The following is a 23,593-nucleotide window of genomic DNA, read 5'->3' on the forward strand; positions in this document are numbered from 1 at the left end:
GCAGTGATTAAACCAAATAATATTTTATGAAAAATTTTATAATCGTAATCAATATTTTATTTCTCTCGCTTTTATTTGTTGGATGTAGTAAGGATGATGAGTCCAGTGTCAGAGAAGCAGAATTTGACATATCATCTGCTTATGTGGAGTGTAATGTAACATTTAATTCACCGGCTTCTCAAAAATGTCTGACCGTTACAGAATCTGGCCACTCAAATAGTTATACTATCGGCCAGGGCACTATAGCAGGATTTGATTATGAACCAGGTTACAAATACAGGGTAAATTTAAGGTTAATCAAAATTGCAAATCCTCCTTCTGATGGAAGTGATACAGAATATGAGCTTATAAAAGTCATCTCTAAAGTAAAAGTTGATTAGCCACCTTACTTAAGGATCGCCTTAAAAACTTGGGCTTCAATCTTCAATTATTATTATCCAGCCATTTAAGTAATTATGGCTGGATAATTTTTTATGTATACTTATTTCAATCGTTTTACAGAAACCTGCGTAACAGGACCTGAACCCGTAGAGCCCGTGCTTAAATACTTGAGTGTGTAATCTTGTGTATTTGTAGATCTAAAAGAATAAGTGCTTGCTGCCAACATCGGAATGGAGGTAATTAAAGTATAAGTTTCCAATCCGCCGGTTAGCGCAACATAATTATCATTTACTCTTGCCATCCAGCCTCCAGTGGTATTATTCCATATACCAATAACCGGTAATGTTCCATTGGTGTCTCCTTAAGTGACATAACAGGATTATCCTCGAACATTTTTTTAGCAGATTTAATGCTCAGACCAAATACTATTTCCCCATGGTTACGGACAGAAAGAGATCCGGATTCCAGTGTTCTTTTTTATATTTTAATATTTTTCAAAACTTTATTCAACAGCACTGTGAGTGTCTGCAATTCAGCATGATCTAAGACAGCCGAGACCTGATCAGTTACCGTTTTTCGGAAATCCTCAGAATTGTTGATCAAAAATTGACCTTTTTCTGTCGCAGAGAGATTAAATATTCTTCTGTCGGAGCTGCTTTGTTTCTGTTTGATGAGATCATTATTAATTAAAAATCTGATCTGTTTTGACACGGCAGCCTGGCTCACATTAAAGGCTTTAGATATCTGCTTTCCCGTCACCTCTTCTTTTCGGTATACATATTCTATTATATTGTAATGAGTTGCCGTTACCCCACTGATATTTCCTTTATTCATATTCGCCAGTATAAAACACTGCAAATCTGTAAAGACATCAAAAAAATCATCATTCTCTTGTTTCATGAAAAATACTTAACTTAGTTAACTATTAACAAAGTTAATAAAAATTATCATGAAAGAGATTATTATTACCCACGCCCGACAGAATAATTTGAAAAATATTTCATTACGCATCCCAAAGAACAAAATAACGGTCTTCACGGGAGTATCCGGATCCGGGAAATCATCTTTGGTATTTGAAACCATTGGAGCCGAAGCACAACGCCAGATTAACGAAACACAAAACAGCTTTGTCAGAAACCGTTTGCAACATTTCGGGGTTCCCAATGTTGATAAAATCGAGAATTTGAATGTTCCGTTTATTATCAATCAGAAAAGATTGGGTGGAAATGCACGTTCAACAGTCGGAACCGCTACGGACATTTATGCTTCTCTTCGATTACTTTTTTCCAGAATTGGAGAACCGTTTGTTGGATACTCCAACGTATTTTCATTTAACAATCCACAGGGAATGTGCCGTGAGTGCGAAGGATTGGGCTACGTACAGACGGTAAATGTTGACACTCTTTTTGACAAAAACAAATCGCTGAACGAAGGTGCCATACAGTTTCCGACATTTCAGCCCGGTGGATGGAGGCTGACCCGCTATATTCATTCAGGCTACTTTGATAATGATAAAAAACTCAGTGATTTCACCAAAAACGAATGGGAACTATTATTGAATGCAGAAGAGCACATCCCTAAAAAACCCAATAAAGAATGGGGAAAGACCGTAAAATATAAAGGAGTCATCCCAAGAATTGAAAACTCATTTCTAAAAAAAGATTCAAAAGAGAATGTAACCAGAAAAGATATTTTAAAGAAAGTCATCATTACTAAAGAATGCCCTGTCTGCAAAGGACAGCGTCTCAATTCAAAAGTACTGACCAGTAAAATAAGCGGTAAAAATATTGCAGACTGTACGGCTTTATCCATCGATGATTTACTCAGTTTTATCCAGAAAATACCTTCTAAAAAATATGTTTCTGTCATACAGGAACTTGAAAAAAAACTTCAAAACCTCCTTGATGTAGGTTTACAGTATCTGAGCCTGGACCGACAAACAGACACGCTTTCAGGAGGGGAATCCCAACGGATAAAAATGGTCAAACAGTTGGGGAATAGTCTTGTGGATTTATTATATATTTTCGATGAACCCAGTATTGGTCTTCATCCGAAAGATATTGACCAAATTGTGGATATCATCAAAAAAATAAGGGACAAGGGAAATACCGTCCTGATTGTGGAGCATGATCCGGATCTCATCAAAATAGCAGATCTGATCATTGATATGGGACCCGGTTCAGGAAAAAACGGAGGTGAAATCATGTATCAGGGAACCTTTAAAAGCTTAAAAAATGCGAAAGGCAAAACGGCCAGCTATTTCAGCAAAGAAAGGGTTTATAATACAAATCCCAGAACGGCAAAAGGCTTTCTTGAAATAAAAAATGGTCGTCTTCACAATTTAAAAAATATCAATATCAAAATACCTACCGGAATCATGACCGTAGTAACCGGTGTAGCGGGTTCAGGAAAAAGCACACTGATCAATAAAGTTTTACCTTTGTTCTACCCTCAGGTGACTGTAGTAGATCAGTCCGTTTTCACAGCGAGCAGCCGCTCAAATCTTTTAACCTATCTCAACCTGTCAAATACCGTACGGAAACTTTTTTCAAATGCCAACAATGTTTCTGAAAAACTTTTTAGCAGAAACGGAGAAGGCGCATGTCCGAATTGCAGAGGACTAGGAGTTGAAAAAATAGACCTTGCTTTTATGGATGATATTGAACAGCCTTGTGAAGTCTGCCACGGATCAGGATACAGGCCTGAAGTTTTACACTATCAATACAAAGAAAAAAATATCGCTGACATTATGAATATGACCGTGTTGGAAGCACTTCACTTTTTCCCGAAATCCGGTTTTGAACATGAACTTAGTCTGCTGATTAAATTAGGATTAGACTATCTGACGCTGGGACAAAGGCTGGACAGTTTTTCAGGTGGTGAAAGACAGCGTTTAAAGCTAACCAAAGAACTGAATCATACCGATCAAATCATTATTTTAGACGAACCCAGCACAGGACTTCATCCTATTGATAATGAAAAGCTCCTATCTTTCCTTGAGGAACTGGTTAATAAGGGAAATACCCTCATCGTTATTGAACATAATCTGGATATCATTGCTCAGGCCGACTGGATTATTGATATTGGTCCGGGAGCAGGAAAATTGGGTGGTAAGATTGTATTCGAAGGAACTGTAGAAAATTTGTTGTCTGCAAAAAATTCTGCAACATCTATTTATCTAAAAAAGCATCTGAAAGGAAAATAATTTTATTTATGCATAAAGCCAAAGTAAAAATTCCTGTCTTGATTGCCTTATTTTAAGGGATTTCTATTTTCCAAACCTTCCCCGATCTATTTAAAGCATTAACTGGTTCAAAATCTATTCCTGTGCTTAAATATCCTTTACCCGAATTTAAAATACCCCCATTTAATTCTCCTTTATGGTAAAACGTCATTATAGGGTCTGAAAAATCAGCCTTCAAAAGAGAGAATGAGAAAGTTTAATTTATTTTATATTAAAATCATTTAAAACAATATAAAAACACCTATTATTAAGTTTTTATTCCGAACTTCGGATTAAATAAAAACTTAATAAAAATAATTACATACTATTCAATGATTTACATATGAATACTATAACCCAATAAACAATTTGAAATTAATGAAAAAATATAGTATTCTTTTTCTTCTTCTTTGTTTTTCCAGTAGTCTCTTTGCGCAAGATTTGTATGTCCCCAGGAATATTAAGAAGGCGTATAAAAAAGAAACCCGTTCCCTATCGGGATCTCCTGGTTCTAATTACTGGCAAAATACAGGAATTTACAATATTCAAACAAAGGTTGATGCCATAAGTAAAGTAGTTTCAGGTAACGAAACAATTCAATATTCTAATAATAGCCCAGATACTTTGAAAGTTATTGCCATCAGATTTGTCAATAACCTTCATAAACCTGAAGCCCCACGTTCTGGGCTGGTATCTAAAGATTTTCTTACAACCGGGCTTGAGATCAAATCAATCCTTATTGATGGAATAAAATATGAAGTAAATAATGAAGAATGGGGAACAGTTAAAGACATTAAACTTAAAACTCCATTGCTTCCGAAATCTCAGGCTACCCTTCAGATAGAATGGCAATATCCGCTCTCTGTAGAGAGCGGACGAGAAGGACAAATTGACTCAAATACTTTCTACTGTGCTTACTCTTATCCACGAGTATCAGTGTACGATGATTATAATGGTTGGGACATCCTCCCTCATATTAACCGGCAGGAATTTTATAATGATTTCAATGATTATACTTTTTCCATTACAGCTCCTAGAAATTATGTAGTATGGGCTACAGGAAATTTTCTCAATCCTGAGGAAGTTTTACAGCCTGAAATACTCAAAAGATTCAAACAATCCCTGATGAGTGATCAGGTTTTACACATTGCTGATGCCAAAGAAATGCAAACAGGAATGGTCACCCAACAAAAAGACTGGAACACCTGGAAATTTAAAGCTGACCATATTACAGACTTTTGTTTTGCCCTTAGTAATCATTATGTATGGGATGCAGCGAGTGTTCCTTTAAAGACAAAACGGGTAAGTGTACAAACTGCTTACAATGCTGGAGCTAAGGATTTCGAGCGCTATACAGACTGGATGAAATACGACATTGATTGGTTCTACAAAAACTGGCCGGGTATTGAATACCCTTATCCTGTAATGACGGCTTTTCAAGGCTTTGCAGATATGGAGTATCCAATGATGGTGAACGACGGCAGTGTTCCTGATAATCTTATTGATTCCCGTTTGACATTGGATCACGAAGTGGCTCATACTTATTTTCCTTTCTATATGGGAATCAATGAGACCCGGTATGCTTTTATGGATGAAGGTTGGGCTTCTACCTTCGAATATCTTATTGGAATAAGTGAACATGGTGAAGAAACATCCAAAAATATTTACCAGAAATACAATGTAAAACAATGGATTAACGATCCATCAGCAGAAGAAGATCAGCCTATTATCTCAATGAGTACGCAACTCAGTGGAAGTGCTTATGGAAACAACACCTATGGAAAAGCTTCACTTTCTTATCTGGCATTGAAGAATTATCTTGGTGATACATTATTTAAAAAAGCACTTCATCATTATATCAACGATTGGAATGGCAAGCATCCTACTCCATGGGACTATTTTAATTCCATGAATAAGGGATCTGGAAAAAACCTGAATTGGTTTTGGAACAATTGGTTTTTCAGTAATTATTATATCGATTTAAAAATTGCATATACAAAACACAGTGGTGAACAACTCTCAGTGAACATTGAAAACCCTGGAGGATTTGCCATTCCTTTTGATGCTATTATTTTATATCAGGACGGAAGCAATACAAAAACTCACTTTTCACCAGTAGTTTGGGAGAAAAATCAGAAAAAGATAATAATAAAACTTCAAGCCATAAAAAAAATAAAATCCATAACCCTAGACGGTGGAATCTTTATGGATTATAATCCAGAAGACAATACAAAAATTTTCAAATAAGCTAAAATTCTTTTTTAGAAACATTTCTTCTTGATACATTAGGATTTTAAAACTCCTAGCTATTTTCATCCAAAATATTTACGCAATTTTAAATTTTTGTGAACCAAAAAAAAATTCACACTTAAGGGAAAACAAAATACATTTACTAGCTTGGGAGATACAGTTAATTATTTCTACTAACACTGTATTTGATTGTTTGATAATTTTAAAATTTAAACAATCAAATATCACTATGAAAACAAAAGAGTACGAATTCATTAAAAAACATTCTGTTTTATTGGATTCAACAGCAGAAAATGAAAGATCTGATTTATTCACCGATGTAAAACAAAGATGCTTCAAAAAGATTCCTCTATTTTTACTCTGTTCTACAATTATTTCTTTATCCTCACCTCATTTTAGAGCACAGACTAAAATCAGTGAATCTGTACATGAAAAACCTTATCCAGCTAATGAGATAATTTCCTTGTATGGTAAGGAGCGTAATGATCTTTCTGCTAATATCCAAAGAAAGTTTACGAATGCAACGCCAATTGAACTTTATTCAAAAGAAATCAAAGAAGTATTGACCGGTCAGGATTATTTTCCTGCGGATGTTTTTTTAAACGAAGATTATAAAACAAATGTAAAAGCACCTTCAGGTCATAATACCCAGGCTCGTCATTATGATGGGTGTGATGTTATTTTTGATGGGCAAATGCATAAGGGCCTTACTGTTCATGAGATCATTGACCAGTACACATTAAAGAATAAGATTACAGAAAGTGATTATCATTATGATAATATTTACTATATTTTCCGTGATGCTACAGGCAATACCCTTGCTACAGTATATTATATTGACAGAACAGTAGGATTTTTAAAGTCTGAATATAAGGTTGTGAGTACAGGAAGATCCCTTATCACATTTCCACTCCTTGTAGCTCCCAATCCTGCCAAACATATGATTAATATTACCTATCAGGTTGAAAAAGATAGCCAGGCCAGTCTCCAGATCGTAGATATGAATGGCCGTACTGCAGATACAGTATTCAGTGATAAGCAGATCAAGAGTGGGAAATATACTATTCAACACAACATCAACCTTCCAGCCGGCAATTATCTGATACAGTTCAATGCTCAGGGACAAGCGTCTGTTACTCGTAAAATCATTGTTCAATAAATTTCGGTCAATTATGAAAAAATTAATTATACTTTTAGCCTGTATGCTGTTAAATATGGCATGCACTTATGCACAATGTCCCAATGGAGATCTTGAAATGAACAATTTAACCAATTGGCAAGGATATAAAGGAAATAATGTTGGAGGTACGTTGAACTTATCTACTTTTACACAAGGTATTGCTCCGGATCAACACGCTGTTGTAAATACTGGTAACGATCCAATTGTAGGCAGCTCTTTACCAATGGTTGCTGAAGGGAGCAGTGCATTGCGTCTTGGAAATACGACTCAGGGTAAAGGTGCTGAGATTATGTCTTATACTTTTACGGCCAGCAATACCTTATCATTTATGTACGCGTTGGTTTTACAAGGTGCTCACTCGGATCCCAATCTTAATGGATTCTTCAGCTTCTGGATTAGTACGACCAATGATCTTGCTAACAGTACAGTTCCTGGCAATTTGGTAAATGCTCCTGTTAAAATAAATGCGGATGTATCCGATCCATTTTTCCGATCCATGATCTATAGTGGAAGTCCTCTTACTTGGAAGGAATGGCAGACGCAATGTATTTCCATACCTTCCCAATATGTTGGACAGCAGCTTACGATCTATTTTGCGACAGCAGATTGTAGTGAGGGTCAGCATTTTGGTTATGCTTATATCGATGCCGTATGCAAGCCTTTACTCTCTGTGCCTGTTCTCAACGGACCTTATGTTGCCTGTAATATTGAGGATCCAATTCTTTTTGACGGCAGTAGTACCTCAAATGAATCTCAATATGTATGGTCAGCTCAGGAATGTGATGCCGTTGGCAACCTGATCGGAACTCCACCTTTTGCAATAGTAAAAAACGGACCGGTAGGCAATTTTAGTCTTCGGTCTAATATGCCTAATTTACAATCCGGTCATTATTATAAAGTTAGACTTAGGGTTCGTAATTGTACCAGTGGTTGGGTGGAAGCCTCTAAAATTGTCAAAATTGAATATCCTCTCATTAAAACAAGTAATAAGGTGATCTGTTGTGGTTCAAGTATTAAATTAAGTGCCAATATTACTGCTCAAGGTAATGATATAGTAACCAATTATAAATGGTATGATGAAAACGGTAATTTTATTGGTAATGGATCGTTGTCATTTACTGGTCCTCCAGGCGGCCCCTTTATTCCATATAACGAGATTACAGTAACCCCTACCAGATGTACTAGATATCGTATTGCATTTGATTACAAAGGCTGCAAAAACGAAAAATGGGTCTATGTTACTGTTATTCAAAATGTAAAAGGAGGTTTTGCTTGTGTAAGCTATAATAATTGTACGGGGTTAGGTACAGTAAGATTTGATCCCTGGATAAAACTTTGTGGGACAGAAGCTGAAGTGGGACCGGATTACAGTTTCCATATGCAGCAGGCTACGAGCAATGTTAAATATTCCTGGAGTACAGGCAGTACAAGCGATACATCCGCTGTTACGGGAAATACTACCTCTACGGTTACCATAACAAGTGTTTGCGGAACCAATACTGCAACTATCAAACCTCCTGTTTTTACAGGTTCTTTTCCTGGTTTGTTTAAACCCACAGCCATGTCTGTGACCAATCCTTTTATAATTTATAACACGCTAATGAATCAATATGCTGCACCTGCTTACAATGCTTTTTCGTATGAGCTAAGTGTATATGATCGGTGGGGAAATCGTGTTTATTACAAGTATGAAACAACATGTTTAGGTTTTTATAATGGCCAGATTAGATGGGACGGCAGATACACACCTGATGCTAATGGTAATCCTGGTCCATATGTTAATATTCCTGGTGTATATTCATGGAATCTTAAACTTACCAATTGTAGTGGTACCGAAAACTTTACAGGTGATGTAAGCTTTATACAATAATCTTATTTAAAATAAAATTATTTGAAAAATACCCGCCACTTGTGTCGGGTATTCTTTTTCTGCATGAACTGAATACTCATATATAAAGAAGCTGAATTAAATTGTCATCCCTAGAGCCCTTAGTACTAATTTAATTTATATTTTAACGTTTTATTTGATTTGATTTAAATACATAATTAGTGCTTTAAAAAAAACTCCATGGCAAAAACGGATCTAACTTATTGGTTGCAAAGTTCATAAGATATCTTATGTTTTTTTGAAAAATGGGAAAGTATATATGGATTATAACAGACCTGTAACGTAATCGATCCTGTAGCTCTTATCTTGTTTTCAATTGTTTTCAAATAACTTATGTATATCGCCATATCCATCAGTCACTTAAGCGAAATAACTGCATCAAATCAGTCACAAAAGTATTCGAAGATAGGTCCTGTCATAATCACTTAACAGGAACATTTTTAGAAAAAAGTACTACGTTTTCTGGCGCCAAAAAATGACTACAAAGGACATTAAAAGACAGATGATCACAGTTAATATCTATTAGCAAATACATTTACCCAGCTAAAGATATTACTCAATGGAGCAAGTCACCAAAGATGATCTACGTAAGTTAAGCATTCAGCTATTGCACGATCTTGAAAGAATAATCAACAAAAAAATAACAACAGAAAATGGGAAGGAGCCTCAAGAATGGCTCCGTAGTAAATCAGTTCGACGAATAATGGATATTTCTCCTGCTACACTTCAAAATATTCGTATTGCCGGAAAAATCCGCTTCCGGAAAGTGATGGGGTCCTATTACTATAGCAGAACCGATTTACTAAAACTATTTGGAGATGACAACAAATAATTGTGAGCAGTGGCATTTATTTTTAGATTTCAAAAGTGCCACGAAGTTGCCATATAGTTTATGAGTGCTTTTGAAATTTTGGCTATACTGCCCAAAAACAAAAAACCTGCAATTAGTTAAAATTGCAGGTTTTAATACCTTTTAAGCATTTTTTGAGTTTTACTCTTGCTTTTCAGCGGAGAGAGAGGGATTCGAACCCCCGGACCTGTTACAGTCAATAGTTTTCAAGACTATCGCAATCGACCACTCTGCCATCTCTCCTGAATCACGGCTATACCGTTGTTTTCAGTGGTGCAAATATAAAACGATTTTATATTTCTGCAAAACTTTTCCCTGATAAATTTTAACTAAACTTAATAATAGGCTTAAAATCAGGGGAATTATTTTTTAGCGATTTGTTGAAACAATCTTCCTGCATTCGGTTCCTGAACTAAAACTGTAGTCTCAAAATACCTTGGGGACTTTTGTTTTGCTTAGAGCCGCTTCACCTCTTCCCTATCCACTATGGAAATAAAGCTGTTTTTCAGAAGATCCGCCGGATATACAAACTGATCTCCGTTTTCTCCCTTCACAACAATGGCACCCTGCTCATCGTTCAGGCATTTGTCCAGCTGAGTTTGCATTTCATTCAGTTTTCCCTCCTTTACATCAATGATGTAGGTTCCTGTGACGTGTTTTATTTTTATGATTTTGTTGTGCATGTTTGTTTTTGATTGGGGGATAAATTTAGGGATTTTAGTTTAAGTGGAATCAGAAATATTAGGGAATAACTTTAAGTATTCTTATAAATTAATTAATCTCTTTGATAGCTTTTTTTATATTTGTGAAAACTAATGATAAATGGCTGCCTTAAATAAAGAACAAATTGACACAGAATATAAACAATTACATGATGATCTTATAAGATTTGAAAAAGCCTTAATAACACAAATCCAGGAAATACTTTCAAGTAACAATATAACCCTTGGTTTTCCAATACAATTCAGAGTTAAAACAGTTAATTCTATTATTGAAAAACATGAATCGAAAAGGTTTACAATTAAAAAAAGCATACTGGAGCTTCAAGATTTAGTGGGATTTAGAATTGTAATGCTATTTAAGCGTGACATTGAGAAAGTAAATAACCTAATAGAGGATAACTTTGAAGTGATAAAGAAATATGACACTATTGATAAACTTTCACATGACCAATTCGGTTATTCTTCAAGACATTATATTATAAAGATAAATAAAGAATGGTGTAACGTCCCCACTTTTAAGAATCTAGATAAATACGAAGCTGAAATACAGATTAGAACGCTTTCTCAGCATAATTGGGCAGAAACTTCCAATGCATTACAATATAAAAATACTAATAATGTTCCTAAAGAGATACTGAGAACAATTGGAAGAGTGGCTGCCTTATTAGAAACTGTGGATTTAGAACTTGAAAGAACATTATTTGAAAGAGATGAATATAATAAAACAATTGTCCAAAATTTGGGGGAAGATAAAAAATTAGATATGGAAATACTAAAGATCGTTCTCGATAAAGCTTTTCCTGAGGATTATCTAAGAGATGTTGAGAACTATTCTGAATTATTATCAGACCTTTTTAATTTCGATATAATTAAAGTAGAAGATTTAGAATCTCTTATTAGAGAAAATATTAAATTTTCAGAAAACAAAGCCAATATAAGACACAGTAAAAGCGATGAATGGATTGAATATGATATTCTTATTGTAGATACTGTATCTGGAATTCTCGAATATATTTTATTTAATTACGATCATAATAAATGGCATACTTTGTATGGAAATCCGTAATAAGACAGCTCCTTAATTGTGGCTCTTATTTTTTAATATCCTTCTCAATTGCAAAGAAAAAATTTAATATAAGTTGATTTTTAGCACTTCTTTAATCGCTTCAAAAAGTAGATAATTTTTTTTCTATATTTGTACAAAACACACCGCACTCTATGGAAAAGCTAAGAACTCTAAGAAAACAAAGAGGCTATACGCAGGAGTATATGTCCAATATTATCGCTACCGATGTATCCAACTACAGCCGTAAAGAAAGCGGTGATGTCAGAATATTTGATGATGAGTGGGAGAAGCTGGCTAAAGCTTTGGACGTAAAGGTAGAAGACATTAAAGAAGAGAAACCTGGTAATACCGTCAATTTCAATGACTCGTCTACCAATTCAGGTCCGTTTCTAAATAATCATTACAACATCCCGGATTATATCTTAGAAAATCAGCAGGAATACATCAACCTCCTGAAACAACAGATAGAAGCCCTAACCGCTGAAAATAAGAAATTAAAATCCAGAAAATAGATCTGCACAACAGAACTCATTATAAAATAAAACTGCTCCATCGGAAGCAGTTTTTTTGTTTTAGCCCTCCAACTAGTGTTGGTCAGAAGAATTTTTCTTCCGGCCAACACTAGATTCTTAGTATCCATTTTTTTTTAATTATTTTTTATCGCAAAAGAAGACGATGATCTATTTTCTTTAAATGCTATTATTAAGATAAACAAAGGCGTAGACTTATCAATGTAAGACAAGGGCAATTCCTATTGTTGTATTTCTTAGAATAAGCGAAGCGGCTTTGTCTTTCCTAAAAAATTTAATAATATAATCTTTGTCTTTCTTTGCGATAAAAAATTTTAAAAAAAACTATCATTTTTGATCATGTAAAACTTTAAAAGATTCCATTTTTGGGTATTCATGGTCGGAGGAATTTTTCTTCCGGTCATCTACTAGGCCTCCGCCCCCTTCCATAACCGTTGGCAGCCCCTTGCCTAAGTCCCTCTACCCCCTTACCCAAGGGGGTATCTCCCCTTCCATAAGTGGATAAAACCCGTTCATCAACCGGGTCTAGGTCGTTCAGTAACGGCCTACAGACACTTACAAAGAGCCTGTAGCCACTTCAGGAACCGGAGAGAGCCCGTTTACAGACCATCAGGAGGGAGTTTAGAGCTGCCTGAAGGCTAAAACCTTCAAAACTGACGTCACAATCTGCGTCATCTGAGAAATCTGCGGGAGATCAAAAACTGAAGCTATAAGCTTTGGCTAAAGCCGGATGAAATTTTGACATCTATTTAAACGGGCTAAAGCCCGTTCCTATTGAATATAATGAGTTTCCGTTCAATGGAAAACCAAATATTTTTATGAAATTGCGGGGTTTATTTTACCATAAAAGTCACAAAATATTTTACTGCTAAACAATTTAGAACACTTTAGTTTCAAAAGTGTTATCATCCTGAACACTGTAAGTTCACATAAACAGAAAATCAAAGATTTTCATAAAAACTTAAGCGTACTTCTTATCCACAATGTATTTAACTTTAAAATAACTAAAGTGTTTAAAAAAGCGTTTGAGACTTTTGTGGTTTTGTATTTTTTATATCCCGCAGATCTCTCAGATGACGCAGATTTTTAAGCATTGCGCCTTAAAGCGAAGCTCCGCTTACTATTCTTAAAACCTTAAAATACCTTAATGGTTCAATTTTTATATCTCCAATAGATTGAGCATATTTCACAGATTAAAGTAAAACAAAAAAGCGCACCCACCGGGTACGCTCTATATTGTAAAAACTGAATATTAATGTAATTCAGCAAGATATTTCTCTGCATCCATCGCAGCCATACATCCGCTTCCTGCAGCAGTGATCGCTTGTCTGTAGATATGATCCTGAACATCTCCAGCCGCAAATACACCCGGAAGATTGGTTCTTGTAGATCCTTTTTCAGTAAGGATATATCCGTTTTCGTCAAGATCGATCTGTCCAACGAAGATATCGGTATTCGGCTTGTGACCGATGGCGATGAAAATCCCGTCTACATCAACTGAAGATTTCTCCTGAGTCTGATTGTTGATGATCATTGCTCTTTCTACCAGGCTGTTTTCACCTTCAATGCCTACTAATTCATGATTGAATTTCACTTCGATATTTGGTGTATTTTCCACTCTGTGGATCATGGCTTTAGAAGCTCTGAACACGTCTTTTCTTACCAGCATCGTTACTTTTTTCGTAAGCTTTGCAAGATAAGTCGCTTCTTCTGCCGCTGTATCTCCTGCTCCTACTACTACCACGTCTTTTCCTCTGTAGAAGAATCCGTCGCACGTAGCACATGCGGAAACACCACCTCCTGCATATTTCTTCTCATCATCAAGGCCAAGATATTTTGCTGTAGCCCCGGTAGAGATAATCACCGTTTTGGCCAGGATTTCCTTATTTCCTGCGTATAATTTGTGAACACCGCCTTCTTCTTTGGAGAATTCAGCTTTAGTGATCATTTCGTAATGAACTTTAGTCTCGAATCTTTCCGCCTGCTTCTGCAGATCCATCATCATTTCAGGCCCTGTAATCCCTGCCGGATATCCTGGAAAGTTATCAACCTCCGTAGTTGTGGTTAATTGTCCGCCCGGCTCCAAACCTGTGTATAATTCTGGTTTCAAGTCTGCTCTTGCCGCATAAATAGCCGCTGTAAAGCCAGAAGGCCCGGATCCAACGATCACACAATCTAAAATGTTTTGTTCCATAATTTACTTTGTTCAAAAAGATTTTAATTCAGACCGCTAATTTCGTAATTTTTACTGTTTTATTAAAGTATTTTTAATGATACTTGTCAATATGAAATATGTAGACTGTCAATTGGGTGGTATGTGTTTGAGTGTGGGAGGGTTTCGGAGTTGGAGAGTTTGAGAGTCGGAGAGTTTGAGGGTTTTAGAGTAAATGAGTTTGGGAAGCGTTGCTAGTTGCGGGTTGCGGGTTCTTAGGGTTAAGATACTTTGGATGCGGGTTTCGGGTTTCGGGATACGAGTTTTTTTGGTTTGAGAGGTTGTTAGTTGTTGCGGGCTCATAGTAATTAAGTTAATGAATTCAGCGTCTGATATCTGATGTCTTGTTTCTTAACTGATGTCTTGTATCCTATCTGTTGAGTAAAATCGAAAGACCATCATTTCAACCTTCGGCACAATCCCTAATCCCTAATCCCTAATCCCTACAACCTGCTACCTGTTACCTAATATCTGCTACCTAAAATTCACCATCCACTTCACCAGCTCATTTCCGTCTACGATATTCCAGGAGTGCGGGTGTCTTGTTCCGTTAGCTCGGATGCCTCGGTCCTTGGTTTGGATCAGTTCAGCCTGTGTATTTCCTGCTTTCAGTAATGTCTGATAGGCTTTTTCCAGTACGTAGGCGTTAAGTTCTTCGTAGGTTCTGTTTTTGTTTTCAAGCTGCCATTTGAGGTCTGGCTCGCAGTACAATCTTGTTTTAATATTCTTTAAATATTGGATATTGCCTTCATCAGGAGATGCAGACATTAAATAGGGTGAAAACATTTTATATTTTTCACGGCTGGTATCCGGTTTTCCTATTTCTTTTTCAAGAAGCTCCGTCAGGTACCTTCCCTCTTCTACAGCTTCGGGATCTGCATTTTTGGCTACATCTTTTTTGGCGTTATCATAGAGCTTTTCAAGATCGATGGGAGAATCTACTACCATCAGGCCTTTGGGTTGTAGAGGATCCTGATTTTTAATGAGGAAAGCCGTCATCAGAAGGGCGACATTTCCTCCACCGGAAAAACCTCCGATGTATATATTATCGGGCGAAATTTTGTTGCGTTTAAAAATCCTGTGTAAAGTTTTTGCGTACTCCTGCTTTTCGGATTCCGTTAAAAATAATTTCTGATTATAGTCTAAAAGAATCGTGGTGATGCCTTTCTTGTCGATGCCTTTCAAAAATCCGGCTTCAGTTTTTGTATGTTCTATATTACAGGGAAAACAGGGAAATAAAATAAGAACCGCTTTTTGATCCGGGGCAACAGTTAATTCATAATGACTACCCTCTATCGTCTGTCCAAAAATATTCTGCGTTGCAAAAACCATTAAAAACACAGATAAAACAGTAAGGAAAACACTTTTTCTCATATCAGCAAAAAAATAAAACCCTAAAACACTCCCATTCTAAAACGCTCCCACACTCATACTCCTTACACTTTCATCTTAATCTTATCCACATTGATAATCTTATACACAAGTTCCTTGATCAGTTCAGCCTCACTCATATTCACTGCTCCAAGGCCCTTTCCTTTCATATCAAATTCTCTTAAGATAGAAATAACTCTGGTGGCATGCTTTAAAGGATATAACCTCGCACTTTCCGCATAGTCTTTGATGAAATAGGGATTAACGCCCATTTGTGAAGCAATAGCCTGTGGTGATTGTCCCACCATGGTTTGGTAAATGATCACATTAGAAAAGTAGCTATACAGATTCGCCAGCATCATGACAAAAGGATTATTCTTTGGATTTTTGCCCATAAAATGAGCGATCCTGAAAGCGGCATCTGCATTTTTAGTCCCTAAAGCTTTCTGAAGTTCAAAGACGTTGTATTCTTTACTGATTCCGATATGGTTTTCTACAATCGTACCATCCAGCATTTCGCCTTCTCTAAGGATGATCTTCAGCTTGTTCAGCTCATTCGCAATTCTTGAAAGGTCGTTTCCTAGATATTCTGCCAGTAGATTGGAAATATTTGGGGCCGTTTTGATTTTCAGCGTTGCACATTCATCAGCGATCCATTTTGGAAGATTGGAGTCTCTTACTGATTCGCTTAAGAAAAGTGCTTTGGCTTTATCCAGTGCTTTTGTCGCCTTTTTTCTACTGTCCAGCTTCTTATGTTTATGGGCAAAAACAAGGACCGTTGAAGGAACCGGATTGTCCACATAGGTTTCCAGAATGCGGTTTTCATCCTCATTAAATTTCAGATCCTGAGCTTCCTTTACAATAATCACCTGCCTGTCACCCATCATCGGGAACTGTCTCGCAAGGGAAAGAATCTCCTGATAGGATGTATCTTTTCCGTACACTACAGTCTGGTTAAACGCTTTTTCATCTTCCTCCAGAAAATCGTGTTCAAGCACTTTTACGGCAGCATCAATAAAGTAAGGTTCTTCTCCGTGGAAAAAATAAATAGGTAAAACTTCTTTATTTTTAATATTTTTGAGGATTAAATCTAATTCTTTCATCTTATTAATGGAACTTCCAAAACTGAATTTTCAGGAAACTTTTGATTTTAAATTCAAGAAAGACAAAGATAAGTTTTTTATTTATGACTTAGTCCGCAAAACTTACCTTCTGCTCACTCCTGAAGAATGGGTACGCCAGCACTGGATCCACTATTATCTTACGGTAAAAGGCTATTCTCCATCTGCCCTGATCACTGAAAAAAAGATCCTACTGAACGGCCTTACCAAAAGAATCGACCTTCTGGTAACAGAAAAAACCGAACCCGTAATCCTGATCGAATGCAAAGCCCCACAGATCAAACTGACAGAGAAAACATTTGAACAGACTGCGAGGTATAATTCCATCATCGGAGCAAAAGAAATTATCCTGACGAATGGGCTGCACCACATTAATGCGTATTATGAAAATGAGCAGTATATTTTTTATAAACCTGAGTAAACTGCTGATTTTTTTTTAACCACAAAAGGCACAAAAGTTTTTGAACACTTAAGTAATAGAAAAATCTGCCTGATCTCTTTAATTTGCGCGAGGGAAAATTTTAAACCATTAAGGATCATTAAGCTTTTAAGTATATTAAGTTTAGCTTCGCTTTAAGATGTCCAGCTTATATGAACCCAGTGTTTACCGAATAAGGATCTTTTAAAATTTAAGTATTCTAAAGGGTTTAAATAGCAAAACTTTTGCGATTTTTGTAGTTCAATAAAATCAAAAAGTTTAAAAACATATATGGAAATTAAAAATATCATCTTCGATTTTGGTGGCGTTTTAATGGATTGGGATCCGAGGTATTTTTTCAAAGATTATTTCAATGACAATGAGAAAATGGAATACTTTCTGGAAAACATTGCTCAGTCTGAATGGAATGAGCAACAGGATAAAGGAAGAAGTCTGGCAGAAGGTACCGATATTCAGGTGAAAAAATTCCCGCAATGGGAAAAGGAACTCAGAGCCTATTACGACAATTGGACGGTGATGCTGAAAAGTGATATCCCACAAAATGTAGACATCTTAAGACGTTTAAAAAACACCGATTATCAATTGTTCGGGCTGACCAACTGGTCCGAAGAAACTTTCCCCTATGCGCTGGAAAACTACGATTTTTTTCAAATATTTAATGGGAAAATTGTGGTTTCAGGAACAGAAAAACTGATCAAACCGGATCCGGAAATCTGGCATATACTATTGGAAAGATACAATATCCAGGCAGGTGAATCTGTTTTCATTGATGATAATCCAAAGAATATTGAAATGGCTAAGACTTTAGGCTTTACCACCATCAAAATCAATCCTGATACGGATCTGGAGCAGGAACTGGCCAACCTTGGAATTAAGCTCTAAACGGTTCCTTCTTTTTATAATATACTATTAATCCTCATCGTAAGTTATTTTTATTAATTTAGATGAGGATTTTATGTCTGCAAATGGAATGAGCCTAACTCATGTTTTAGAGATTGCTTCGTTGCTTCGCTCCTCGCAATGACAATAGCGACAGTACAATCAGCTACATTTTATACTTTAATTAAATTACAATTATGATACGAACCCTTTTATTAACCGCATGCATTTTGAGCACAGGAACCGTTTTCAGCCAGAAACTTAAGACGATTTCTTATCAGGACGGTTCACAGAAACTGAATGGCCTGGTGACTTCCAACGCAGGTAAAAAACTTCCGGGAGTTCTGATCCTTCCCGCATGGAAAGGTATTGATGATGAAGCTAAAACTGCTGCCGCCGAACTTGAAAAACAAGGGTATATTGCTTTCATTGCTGATATTTACGGTGAAGGAAATATTCCGGCAGATAATGCTTCTGCAGGTAAAACGTCAGGATATTATAAACAAAATTACGATGCTTATCAGAAACGTATTTCTTTAGCTTTGGAACAATTGAAAAAAAATGGAGCCATTTCTGATAAAATTGCCGTGATTGGATATTGTTTTGGTGGAACAGGTGCTTTAGAATCTGCCAGAGGAAGCCTTCCTGTTGCCGGTGTTGTGTCTATTCACGGAAGTATCGGAAAAGATCAGACCCGAAAAAACGGACCTATTGCCACGAAAATCTTAGTTGAAAACCCTGCGGATGATAAAGGTGTAACTCCTGAGGATTACAATAATTTAATAAAGGAAATGAATGAAGGAAACGCCGACTGGCAGATCATCACATATGCCCATTCCAAGCATACATTCACCGATCCGAAGTCACCGGATTACAATGAAGTGATGGCCAAAAGAGCCTGGAATCATACGGTGATGTTTTTGAAGGAAATACTGAAATAAATTTCATTTATTTCAATGTAACAATGTATCAGTGTAACAATCTAGCAATGTATCAGTTTAACAATGTATCAATGTAACAGTGTAATAATGATTTTACCGGGAAATGTAATTGGTACATTGTTACACTGCTAGATTGGTACATTTTTAATTGGTATATTTTTAATCTTCTCTATTCACCAGTTCCATAGAAAACGCGGGAAGGCAAATGGCAATATAATCACATGGTTCTGAGAATGGGTTGCTGTAACGTACTCTTGCTCCTTTCTCGATCAGAATGCTCTCTCCTTTTTCAAGAATAACAATTTCTCCATCGATTTCAAACTGCTTTTTTCCGGAAATGATAAGGGTAAATTCATCAAATTCCGGAGTCTGATGTGGCTCACTCCAATCCGGTGGTGCCACCATGTGAGCGATGGACACATTTGAATTTCCTGTAGAATTCCCCCAGTGTTCTTCTATTAATTTTCCATCTGTCGTAGGCACTACAAATGGTGATTTCTGGATTTTGTATTTTTTCATGAGTGATCTTCTTTTTTTATTTCATAGACAAAATTGGTTCTTGTAGGCTCTGCAAAATAGGCCACTTCCTCTTCACCAATCTTCTGTCCACCAATCCTTTCCAAAGCAGTCTGGGAACGGATGTTCTCTTTGCCGATATGAAAATGTACTTTATCAACAAACTTAAAGATATAATCGAGCATCATTTTTTTCACTTTAGGATTGATTCCTTTTCCCCAGGATTTTGTTCCATAGAAAGTATATCCAATGAAAATACGGTTCTCAGCTTCATCATAATTATAAAAACGGGTGCTGCCGAGAACATCACCGGAGGATTTCTCTATGATTTTAAAAGCTCCTTCGCTTTCCATAGCACCTTTAAAAAAGCTCTCAAAAATTTCTCTCTGATAGCGGTTTTTATTAGGATGCTGTTCCCAAACCCGTGGATCGGAAGCCACTTCATATACAGACTCAAAATCCCCTTGTTGTAAGGGGATTAATTGATATTCTTCACTGTCTAAAACAGGTTGTATTGAAAATTTCATTGTCTAGCCTTTAGCTTTTGCTGCGTCTGCTTCAATTTTTTTGATTTCTTTCAGCTTATCTGAAATTTTGATTACCGCATCAGGTTTTGCCGGTTTTAAAGCAACCTCAGCCTGAGCCATATCCCACTTAATCACTAAGTTTCCTGAGTTTTCATCTGTAGGATTAAGGGTAATTTCAAACCATTCCTGCTTGTCTGCCAGTTTATTCACAGGGACCATAACATCTACGACATCCTGTTTTGGATCATAAGTATAAGCACCCCACTGCTGGAAGTCTTTATTTAATATTACTTTCCATTCTTTTTCTGTAGGTACGATGAAAAGACCATATGTTCCAGCTGGAACCATTTTCCCTCCGAAATTCACAGACTGTCCGAATGTGATTTTAGTCGATGAGTTCGCTCCTGCTCTCCAAACCTGTCCGTAAGGAACCAGTTCTCCAAAGATCTTACGTCCTTTCACTCCCGGTCTTCCATAATCAATGCTGATCTTAGACATTGAAAACTGCTGCTCTACCTTCTGACGCGGACTTGCAGCCGGTACAGAATAATCTTGAGCAAAACTTAAAGCCGAAGCTGATATGCAAAGTGCAAATAGTAACTTTTTCACGTGTAAATTTTTGCCTAAATTTACAAAAATCAAAACAAAATAGCCTTCTCTACTACCAATAATTTTTGCTTTCTCCAGATCTTCCTGCATAACCCTCCAGTTCTCCGTTTGAACCGATAACCCGGTGAAATAGTATTAGAATGGCAATTTTATTGATCCCGTTTAGCAACTATTTCTCCTATCAAAGAATATTCAAAAACTCTTTCTGCCTGAAGGATATGTCTGTCATTATGATAAATAACAAAACGAAAGGTATCTCCCAATTTAATTTTAATCAGTTTTGAAATGCTAACGCTGGTTTTTATTGTATTTAAATCAACACTGACTGCTTTTTCCAGCAAATCTAAAAATTGACTTTGCTGTCTGATAAATTTCTCCACTACACTTTTATCCAGTTGACTGTTGATGGGATCCATGCTTTTAAGAGTTTTCATTTTGTTTAATTTATCTTTCGGAAGCATCGATTTCGCAAAATAATTCCCCAAAAGTCCCGGTTTAAAAGCATTTGCAGGAGATGTTTTTGAAGAAGAAATTCGTTGAGTGATTTCGGGAATATAGAAATCTCCATAACGGTTGAGATGTTCAAGACATTCCAGCACGCTCCAGCTGCCATCTGAAATTCTGGAATTTAGTTTTTCATCAGTTTCCTTCAAAAGGTTTTCTGCATATTTTATATGGGCCTGAGTAAGCGTCTTCAACTCATCCAGTAATTGTGATGTAGACATTTTCATTGATAATTTTTATGCAAATTTCGGGATCGTTTTCTTCTTAAATCTTGATTGAACTCAAGATTTTTTAAGCCGTGATAAAGTTTCAGGCGACATTCTAAGGTAATTGGCAATATATTTATTCGGAACTTCCTGAAACAGTTTCGGACTTCTTTTTAAGACTCTTTCAAAACGTTCTTTGGGTGAATTCGTCAATAGGTCTTTTTCTCTTTCGAGCTGCTGCAGGACAAGATCTTCTAAAATTGAGATCCAAAACTTAAGATGTTCTTCATCAGATTGGATAAATGTATAGAAATCCTTCTTTGAAGTAACTCTTACACTTGTTTTTTTGATCGCCTGAATATAAAAATCAGAAGGTTTCCCGGATAGAAACGAATCCAAAGAGACAACAATATTTCCGGTATATCCGAAACGGATGATCCTTTCTTCATTTTCATCCATTATAAAAATCCGGACGCTGCCATTTTCTACAAAATAAATATCCGTATCGGTACTCCCTGAGATCTTCAGAAACTCATTCCGTTTGAATTCCTTCTTTTCCCAGTGCAGTCCGCTATTAAGCAGTTTTTGAATCATTTGATATTAATGTTTGCTTTTCCAAAGATAATAGGTAATTTTAAAATTCTGGATTTTAACCACTAATCACTTCATCATGTTCAAAAAAACAAGTCTTATCTTACTGTTTTCTGCAGGTTTTTTCAGCGTACATGCACAACAGACCATTCCTTTCAGACTCACGAAACACAATAATATCATCGTAAAAACTTTAGTGAATAAAAAGGATTCTCTGGATCTGATGTTTCAGATCGCCATGGAAGACGCTGCTATTTCACCGGAAAGACAACGAAAAGCAGATCATATTGTTTTTGACAAAGATGAAATCAGTGAAAACAATACGGTGCAGATTGGAAAATTAACATTGAATAACGTCCGTTTTTCAGACAATCAAATGGCTGGTCACGAGGCCGACGGAAAGATCGGAACTGTCCTGTTTGGAGGAAAAGCATTTAAAATCGATTACGACCATAATCAGTTTATTGTTTATGATAAAGCACCTGATGTGAAGGGCTACCAACCTATTGTCACCCTATATGATCACGAAGCTTTTTATATTGTAGCTGACAACGTTATTGACGGTGACAAACAACAGGAAGCCTATTTTGTACTTCAATCCGGATATTCAGGAGGATTGCTTTACAGTAACGATTTTGCTGCAGAAAAAGAACTGGATAAAAAACTGAAGATAACAGGCGAAAAAACTTTAAAAAACTCTAGTGGGAAAAGCATCATTACCAAGCAAGGTATACTTCCTTTCCTGAAAGTGGGAAACAGTGTTTTAAAAGATGTTTCAGCCGGATTTTTTATCGGTGATCTGAAAAAACAAACGGTTAATTATTTTGGCGCGGACCTTTTGCGAAGATTTAACTGGGTGTTTGATGCTGATAGAAAAACGGCGTATATCAAGCCGAGTAAGTATTTCTCGGAACCTTATTATAAGATTAACTGAGGATAAAATAAATAATACATGCTTCGACTCCGCTCAGCATGACAATTCTAATACTAACTGTTTTCTGTATGCTTTCATGCTGAGTACAAACTAAAGGTTTACGAACTAAGTTCACAAAGCATTTTTCATATCCGCATCTTGTTTTTTATTTCTCTCACGGATTTTGCAGATTAAATAAAAATAGTTTCAAATTAAATCACTGATTAACAACAAATAACCATGAAACAAAATGTTCTTCTTTTTATAGTCTGTACTTTTATTAATGTACTGATCGCCAATTTAGCATTAGTTATCATGGCTACAGATTTATCTCTTATCTATCTTATTCTTATATCATCAGGTATCTTTTTAATGTACAGTGTTGTATTTTACAGAATACATATACATCCCGGAATATCAGGAAAATGGAAACTGGCCGGTACTGCTATCGGTTTAAGTCTTTCAGCCTTGCTGCTTGCCTGCATTCTTACTTCAATTTCCACCCGTCTGGCCACGGACGGAATCATCATTGCAGGATTAAAAGGAATCATTCCTCTCTTTGTATTTGCGATCGTTGTTGCATCTCCTTTCTGGGTGATTTCCGCATTATTCAATTTTGTCTGTCTTCTGTTCATGAAACCAAAAATTAGATAGTTTTTTAATATTGGTTCTGA

The 23,593-nt window shown here is 36.3% G+C and carries 23 protein-coding genes and 1 tRNA gene; 13 read left to right on the forward strand and 11 right to left on the reverse strand.

Translation table 11 applies throughout. The annotated features are described in order from the left end of the window. The first annotated feature begins 26 nt into the window (after nt 1-26). The gene (locus N0B48_RS01300) at nt 27-380 is read left to right on the forward strand and encodes a DUF4377 domain-containing protein (RefSeq protein WP_259835988.1); all 354 of its coding nucleotides are present in this window, start codon (nt 27-29) and stop codon (nt 378-380) included. Nucleotides 381-858: 478 nt separating this feature from the next. On the opposite strand, the gene N0B48_RS01305 is transcribed toward N0B48_RS01300, so the two are convergent. Then, nucleotides 859-1,281 (reverse strand): MarR family winged helix-turn-helix transcriptional regulator, encoded by a 423-nt coding sequence (locus N0B48_RS01305; protein WP_259835991.1) that lies wholly within the window; start codon nt 1,279-1,281, stop codon nt 859-861. A gap of 49 nt (nt 1,282-1,330) precedes the next feature. Here N0B48_RS01305 and N0B48_RS01310 point away from each other — a divergent pair, with 49 nt between their 5' ends. From N0B48_RS01310 to N0B48_RS01330, 5 genes are all read left to right on the forward strand, one after another. Next, nucleotides 1,331-3,586, forward strand: a complete 2,256-nt coding sequence (locus N0B48_RS01310; RefSeq protein ID WP_259835994.1) for an ATP-binding cassette domain-containing protein — start codon at nt 1,331-1,333, stop codon at nt 3,584-3,586. Nucleotides 3,587-3,982: 396 nt separating this feature from the next. Beyond that, the gene (locus N0B48_RS01315) at nt 3,983-5,851 is read left to right on the forward strand and encodes a M1 family metallopeptidase (protein ID WP_259835997.1); all 1,869 of its coding nucleotides are present in this window, start codon (nt 3,983-3,985) and stop codon (nt 5,849-5,851) included. A 232-nt stretch (nt 5,852-6,083) separates the two neighbouring features. After that, on the forward strand, nt 6,084-7,013 hold the full coding sequence (locus tag N0B48_RS01320) for a T9SS type A sorting domain-containing protein (RefSeq protein WP_259835999.1): 930 nt from the start codon (nt 6,084-6,086) through the stop codon (nt 7,011-7,013). Nucleotides 7,014-7,026: 13 nt separating this feature from the next. After that, nucleotides 7,027-8,904 (forward strand): gliding motility-associated C-terminal domain-containing protein, encoded by a 1,878-nt coding sequence (locus N0B48_RS01325; protein ID WP_259836001.1) that lies wholly within the window; start codon nt 7,027-7,029, stop codon nt 8,902-8,904. 577 nt (nt 8,905-9,481) lie between these two features. Continuing rightward, nucleotides 9,482-9,754: a helix-turn-helix domain-containing protein gene (locus N0B48_RS01330; RefSeq protein WP_259836004.1), complete on the forward strand. Its 273-nt coding sequence runs from the start codon at nt 9,482-9,484 to the stop codon at nt 9,752-9,754. Between the two features lie 176 nt (nt 9,755-9,930). Here N0B48_RS01330 and N0B48_RS01335 read toward each other — a convergent pair. Together N0B48_RS01335 and N0B48_RS01340 are read right to left on the reverse strand one after the other, a co-directional pair. After that, nucleotides 9,931-10,015: transfer RNA gene (locus N0B48_RS01335), tRNA-Ser, on the reverse strand. A gap of 212 nt (nt 10,016-10,227) precedes the next feature. Beyond that, nucleotides 10,228-10,455: a glyceraldehyde-3-phosphate dehydrogenase gene (locus N0B48_RS01340; protein WP_259836006.1), complete on the reverse strand. Its 228-nt coding sequence runs from the start codon at nt 10,453-10,455 to the stop codon at nt 10,228-10,230. A gap of 139 nt (nt 10,456-10,594) precedes the next feature. Here N0B48_RS01340 and N0B48_RS01345 point away from each other — a divergent pair, with 139 nt between their 5' ends. Beyond that, a complete protein-coding gene (locus N0B48_RS01345; protein ID WP_259836009.1) occupies nt 10,595-11,560 on the forward strand; it encodes a GTP pyrophosphokinase in 966 nt (321 codons plus the stop codon). Between the two features lie 152 nt (nt 11,561-11,712). After that, nucleotides 11,713-12,072: a helix-turn-helix domain-containing protein gene (locus tag N0B48_RS01350; RefSeq protein WP_259836012.1), complete on the forward strand. Its 360-nt coding sequence runs from the start codon at nt 11,713-11,715 to the stop codon at nt 12,070-12,072. A gap of 1,270 nt (nt 12,073-13,342) precedes the next feature. Here N0B48_RS01350 and trxB read toward each other — a convergent pair. From trxB to holA, 3 genes are all read right to left on the reverse strand, one after another. Beyond that, nucleotides 13,343-14,284, reverse strand: coding sequence for a thioredoxin-disulfide reductase (gene trxB / locus N0B48_RS01355; protein WP_259836014.1), 942 nt, complete (start codon nt 14,282-14,284; stop codon nt 13,343-13,345). Nucleotides 14,285-14,776: 492 nt separating this feature from the next. Further along, complete coding sequence (locus tag N0B48_RS01360; RefSeq protein ID WP_259836015.1) at nt 14,777-15,676, reverse strand: alpha/beta hydrolase family protein; 900 nt, start codon at nt 15,674-15,676, stop codon at nt 14,777-14,779. A gap of 62 nt (nt 15,677-15,738) precedes the next feature. Then, entirely contained in the window at nt 15,739-16,776 is a 1,038-nt protein-coding gene (gene holA / locus N0B48_RS01365; RefSeq protein ID WP_259836018.1) for a DNA polymerase III subunit delta, read from the reverse strand. Nucleotides 16,777-16,783: 7 nt separating this feature from the next. On the opposite strand from holA, the gene N0B48_RS01370 reads away from it, so the two are divergent. The 3 genes from N0B48_RS01370 to N0B48_RS01380 all read left to right on the forward strand — a co-directional run bounded on the left by N0B48_RS01370 (nt 16,784) and on the right by N0B48_RS01380 (nt 19,053). Further along, nucleotides 16,784-17,215: a type I restriction enzyme HsdR N-terminal domain-containing protein gene (locus N0B48_RS01370; protein WP_259836021.1), complete on the forward strand. Its 432-nt coding sequence runs from the start codon at nt 16,784-16,786 to the stop codon at nt 17,213-17,215. Nucleotides 17,216-17,503: 288 nt separating this feature from the next. After that, the gene (locus N0B48_RS01375) at nt 17,504-18,115 is read left to right on the forward strand and encodes an HAD family hydrolase (protein WP_259836023.1); all 612 of its coding nucleotides are present in this window, start codon (nt 17,504-17,506) and stop codon (nt 18,113-18,115) included. 194 nt (nt 18,116-18,309) lie between these two features. Then, nucleotides 18,310-19,053 carry a dienelactone hydrolase family protein gene (locus N0B48_RS01380; protein WP_259836025.1) on the forward strand — a complete coding sequence of 248 codons (744 nt, stop codon included), beginning with the start codon at nt 18,310-18,312 and terminating at the stop codon, nt 19,051-19,053. 159 nt (nt 19,054-19,212) lie between these two features. On the opposite strand, the gene N0B48_RS01385 is transcribed toward N0B48_RS01380, so the two are convergent. The 5 genes from N0B48_RS01385 to N0B48_RS01410 all read right to left on the reverse strand — a co-directional run bounded on the left by N0B48_RS01385 (nt 19,213) and on the right by N0B48_RS01410 (nt 22,009). Beyond that, nucleotides 19,213-19,572: a cupin domain-containing protein gene (locus tag N0B48_RS01385; RefSeq protein ID WP_259836028.1), complete on the reverse strand. Its 360-nt coding sequence runs from the start codon at nt 19,570-19,572 to the stop codon at nt 19,213-19,215. Next, nucleotides 19,569-20,096, reverse strand: a complete 528-nt coding sequence (locus N0B48_RS01390) for a GNAT family N-acetyltransferase (protein WP_259836030.1) — start codon at nt 20,094-20,096, stop codon at nt 19,569-19,571. Before N0B48_RS01390 ends, N0B48_RS01385 begins: the two co-directional genes overlap by 4 nt. Before the next feature lie 3 nt (nt 20,097-20,099). Then, entirely contained in the window at nt 20,100-20,705 is a 606-nt protein-coding gene (locus N0B48_RS01395; protein WP_034731184.1) for a DUF2911 domain-containing protein, read from the reverse strand. A gap of 149 nt (nt 20,706-20,854) precedes the next feature. Continuing rightward, nucleotides 20,855-21,430: a DinB family protein gene (locus tag N0B48_RS01405; protein WP_349644515.1), complete on the reverse strand. Its 576-nt coding sequence runs from the start codon at nt 21,428-21,430 to the stop codon at nt 20,855-20,857. Nucleotides 21,431-21,490: 60 nt separating this feature from the next. Beyond that, a complete protein-coding gene (locus N0B48_RS01410) occupies nt 21,491-22,009 on the reverse strand; it encodes a Crp/Fnr family transcriptional regulator (RefSeq protein WP_259836037.1) in 519 nt (172 codons plus the stop codon). Nucleotides 22,010-22,085: 76 nt separating this feature from the next. Between N0B48_RS01410 and N0B48_RS01415 the strand changes: the two genes are divergently transcribed. Continuing rightward, nucleotides 22,086-22,940 (forward strand): hypothetical protein, encoded by an 855-nt coding sequence (locus tag N0B48_RS01415; protein WP_259836038.1) that lies wholly within the window; start codon nt 22,086-22,088, stop codon nt 22,938-22,940. 219 nt (nt 22,941-23,159) lie between these two features. After that, complete coding sequence (locus N0B48_RS01420; RefSeq protein ID WP_259836040.1) at nt 23,160-23,573, forward strand: hypothetical protein; 414 nt, start codon at nt 23,160-23,162, stop codon at nt 23,571-23,573. Nucleotides 23,574-23,593 lie beyond the last annotated feature (20 nt).

Origin of the sequence: Chryseobacterium herbae, from assembly GCF_025154075.1 — a bacterium.
Classification (GTDB): Bacteria; Bacteroidota; Bacteroidia; order Flavobacteriales; family Weeksellaceae; genus Chryseobacterium; species Chryseobacterium herbae.

Coding starts and splice junctions, on each gene's coding strand:
- N0B48_RS01300 (WP_259835988.1), top strand. CDS start 27: ATGAAAAATTTTATAATCGTAATCAATATTTTATTTCTCTCGCTTTTA.
- N0B48_RS01305 (WP_259835991.1), bottom strand. CDS start 1,281: ATGAAACAAGAGAATGATGATTTTTTTGATGTCTTTACAGATTTGCAG.
- N0B48_RS01325 (WP_259836001.1), top strand. CDS start 7,027: ATGAAAAAATTAATTATACTTTTAGCCTGTATGCTGTTAAATATGGCA.
- N0B48_RS01360 (WP_259836015.1), bottom strand. CDS start 15,676: ATGAGAAAAAGTGTTTTCCTTACTGTTTTATCTGTGTTTTTAATGGTT.
- trxB (WP_259836014.1), bottom strand. CDS start 14,284: ATGGAACAAAACATTTTAGATTGTGTGATCGTTGGATCCGGGCCTTCT.
- N0B48_RS01370 (WP_259836021.1), top strand. CDS start 16,784: ATGGAACTTCCAAAACTGAATTTTCAGGAAACTTTTGATTTTAAATTC.
- N0B48_RS01330 (WP_259836004.1), top strand. CDS start 9,482: ATGGAGCAAGTCACCAAAGATGATCTACGTAAGTTAAGCATTCAGCTA.
- N0B48_RS01420 (WP_259836040.1), top strand. CDS start 23,160: ATGAAACAAAATGTTCTTCTTTTTATAGTCTGTACTTTTATTAATGTA.
- N0B48_RS01345 (WP_259836009.1), top strand. CDS start 10,595: ATGGCTGCCTTAAATAAAGAACAAATTGACACAGAATATAAACAATTA.
- N0B48_RS01380 (WP_259836025.1), top strand. CDS start 18,310: ATGATACGAACCCTTTTATTAACCGCATGCATTTTGAGCACAGGAACC.
- N0B48_RS01390 (WP_259836030.1), bottom strand. CDS start 20,096: ATGAAATTTTCAATACAACCTGTTTTAGACAGTGAAGAATATCAATTA.
- N0B48_RS01385 (WP_259836028.1), bottom strand. CDS start 19,572: ATGAAAAAATACAAAATCCAGAAATCACCATTTGTAGTGCCTACGACA.
- N0B48_RS01340 (WP_259836006.1), bottom strand. CDS start 10,455: ATGCACAACAAAATCATAAAAATAAAACACGTCACAGGAACCTACATC.
- N0B48_RS01405 (WP_349644515.1), bottom strand. CDS start 21,430: ATGTCTACATCACAATTACTGGATGAGTTGAAGACGCTTACTCAGGCC.
- N0B48_RS01350 (WP_259836012.1), top strand. CDS start 11,713: ATGGAAAAGCTAAGAACTCTAAGAAAACAAAGAGGCTATACGCAGGAG.
- holA (WP_259836018.1), bottom strand. CDS start 16,776: ATGAAAGAATTAGATTTAATCCTCAAAAATATTAAAAATAAAGAAGTT.
- N0B48_RS01415 (WP_259836038.1), top strand. CDS start 22,086: ATGTTCAAAAAAACAAGTCTTATCTTACTGTTTTCTGCAGGTTTTTTC.
- N0B48_RS01375 (WP_259836023.1), top strand. CDS start 17,504: ATGGAAATTAAAAATATCATCTTCGATTTTGGTGGCGTTTTAATGGAT.
- N0B48_RS01320 (WP_259835999.1), top strand. CDS start 6,084: ATGAAAACAAAAGAGTACGAATTCATTAAAAAACATTCTGTTTTATTG.
- N0B48_RS01315 (WP_259835997.1), top strand. CDS start 3,983: ATGAAAAAATATAGTATTCTTTTTCTTCTTCTTTGTTTTTCCAGTAGT.
- N0B48_RS01310 (WP_259835994.1), top strand. CDS start 1,331: ATGAAAGAGATTATTATTACCCACGCCCGACAGAATAATTTGAAAAAT.
- N0B48_RS01410 (WP_259836037.1), bottom strand. CDS start 22,009: ATGATTCAAAAACTGCTTAATAGCGGACTGCACTGGGAAAAGAAGGAA.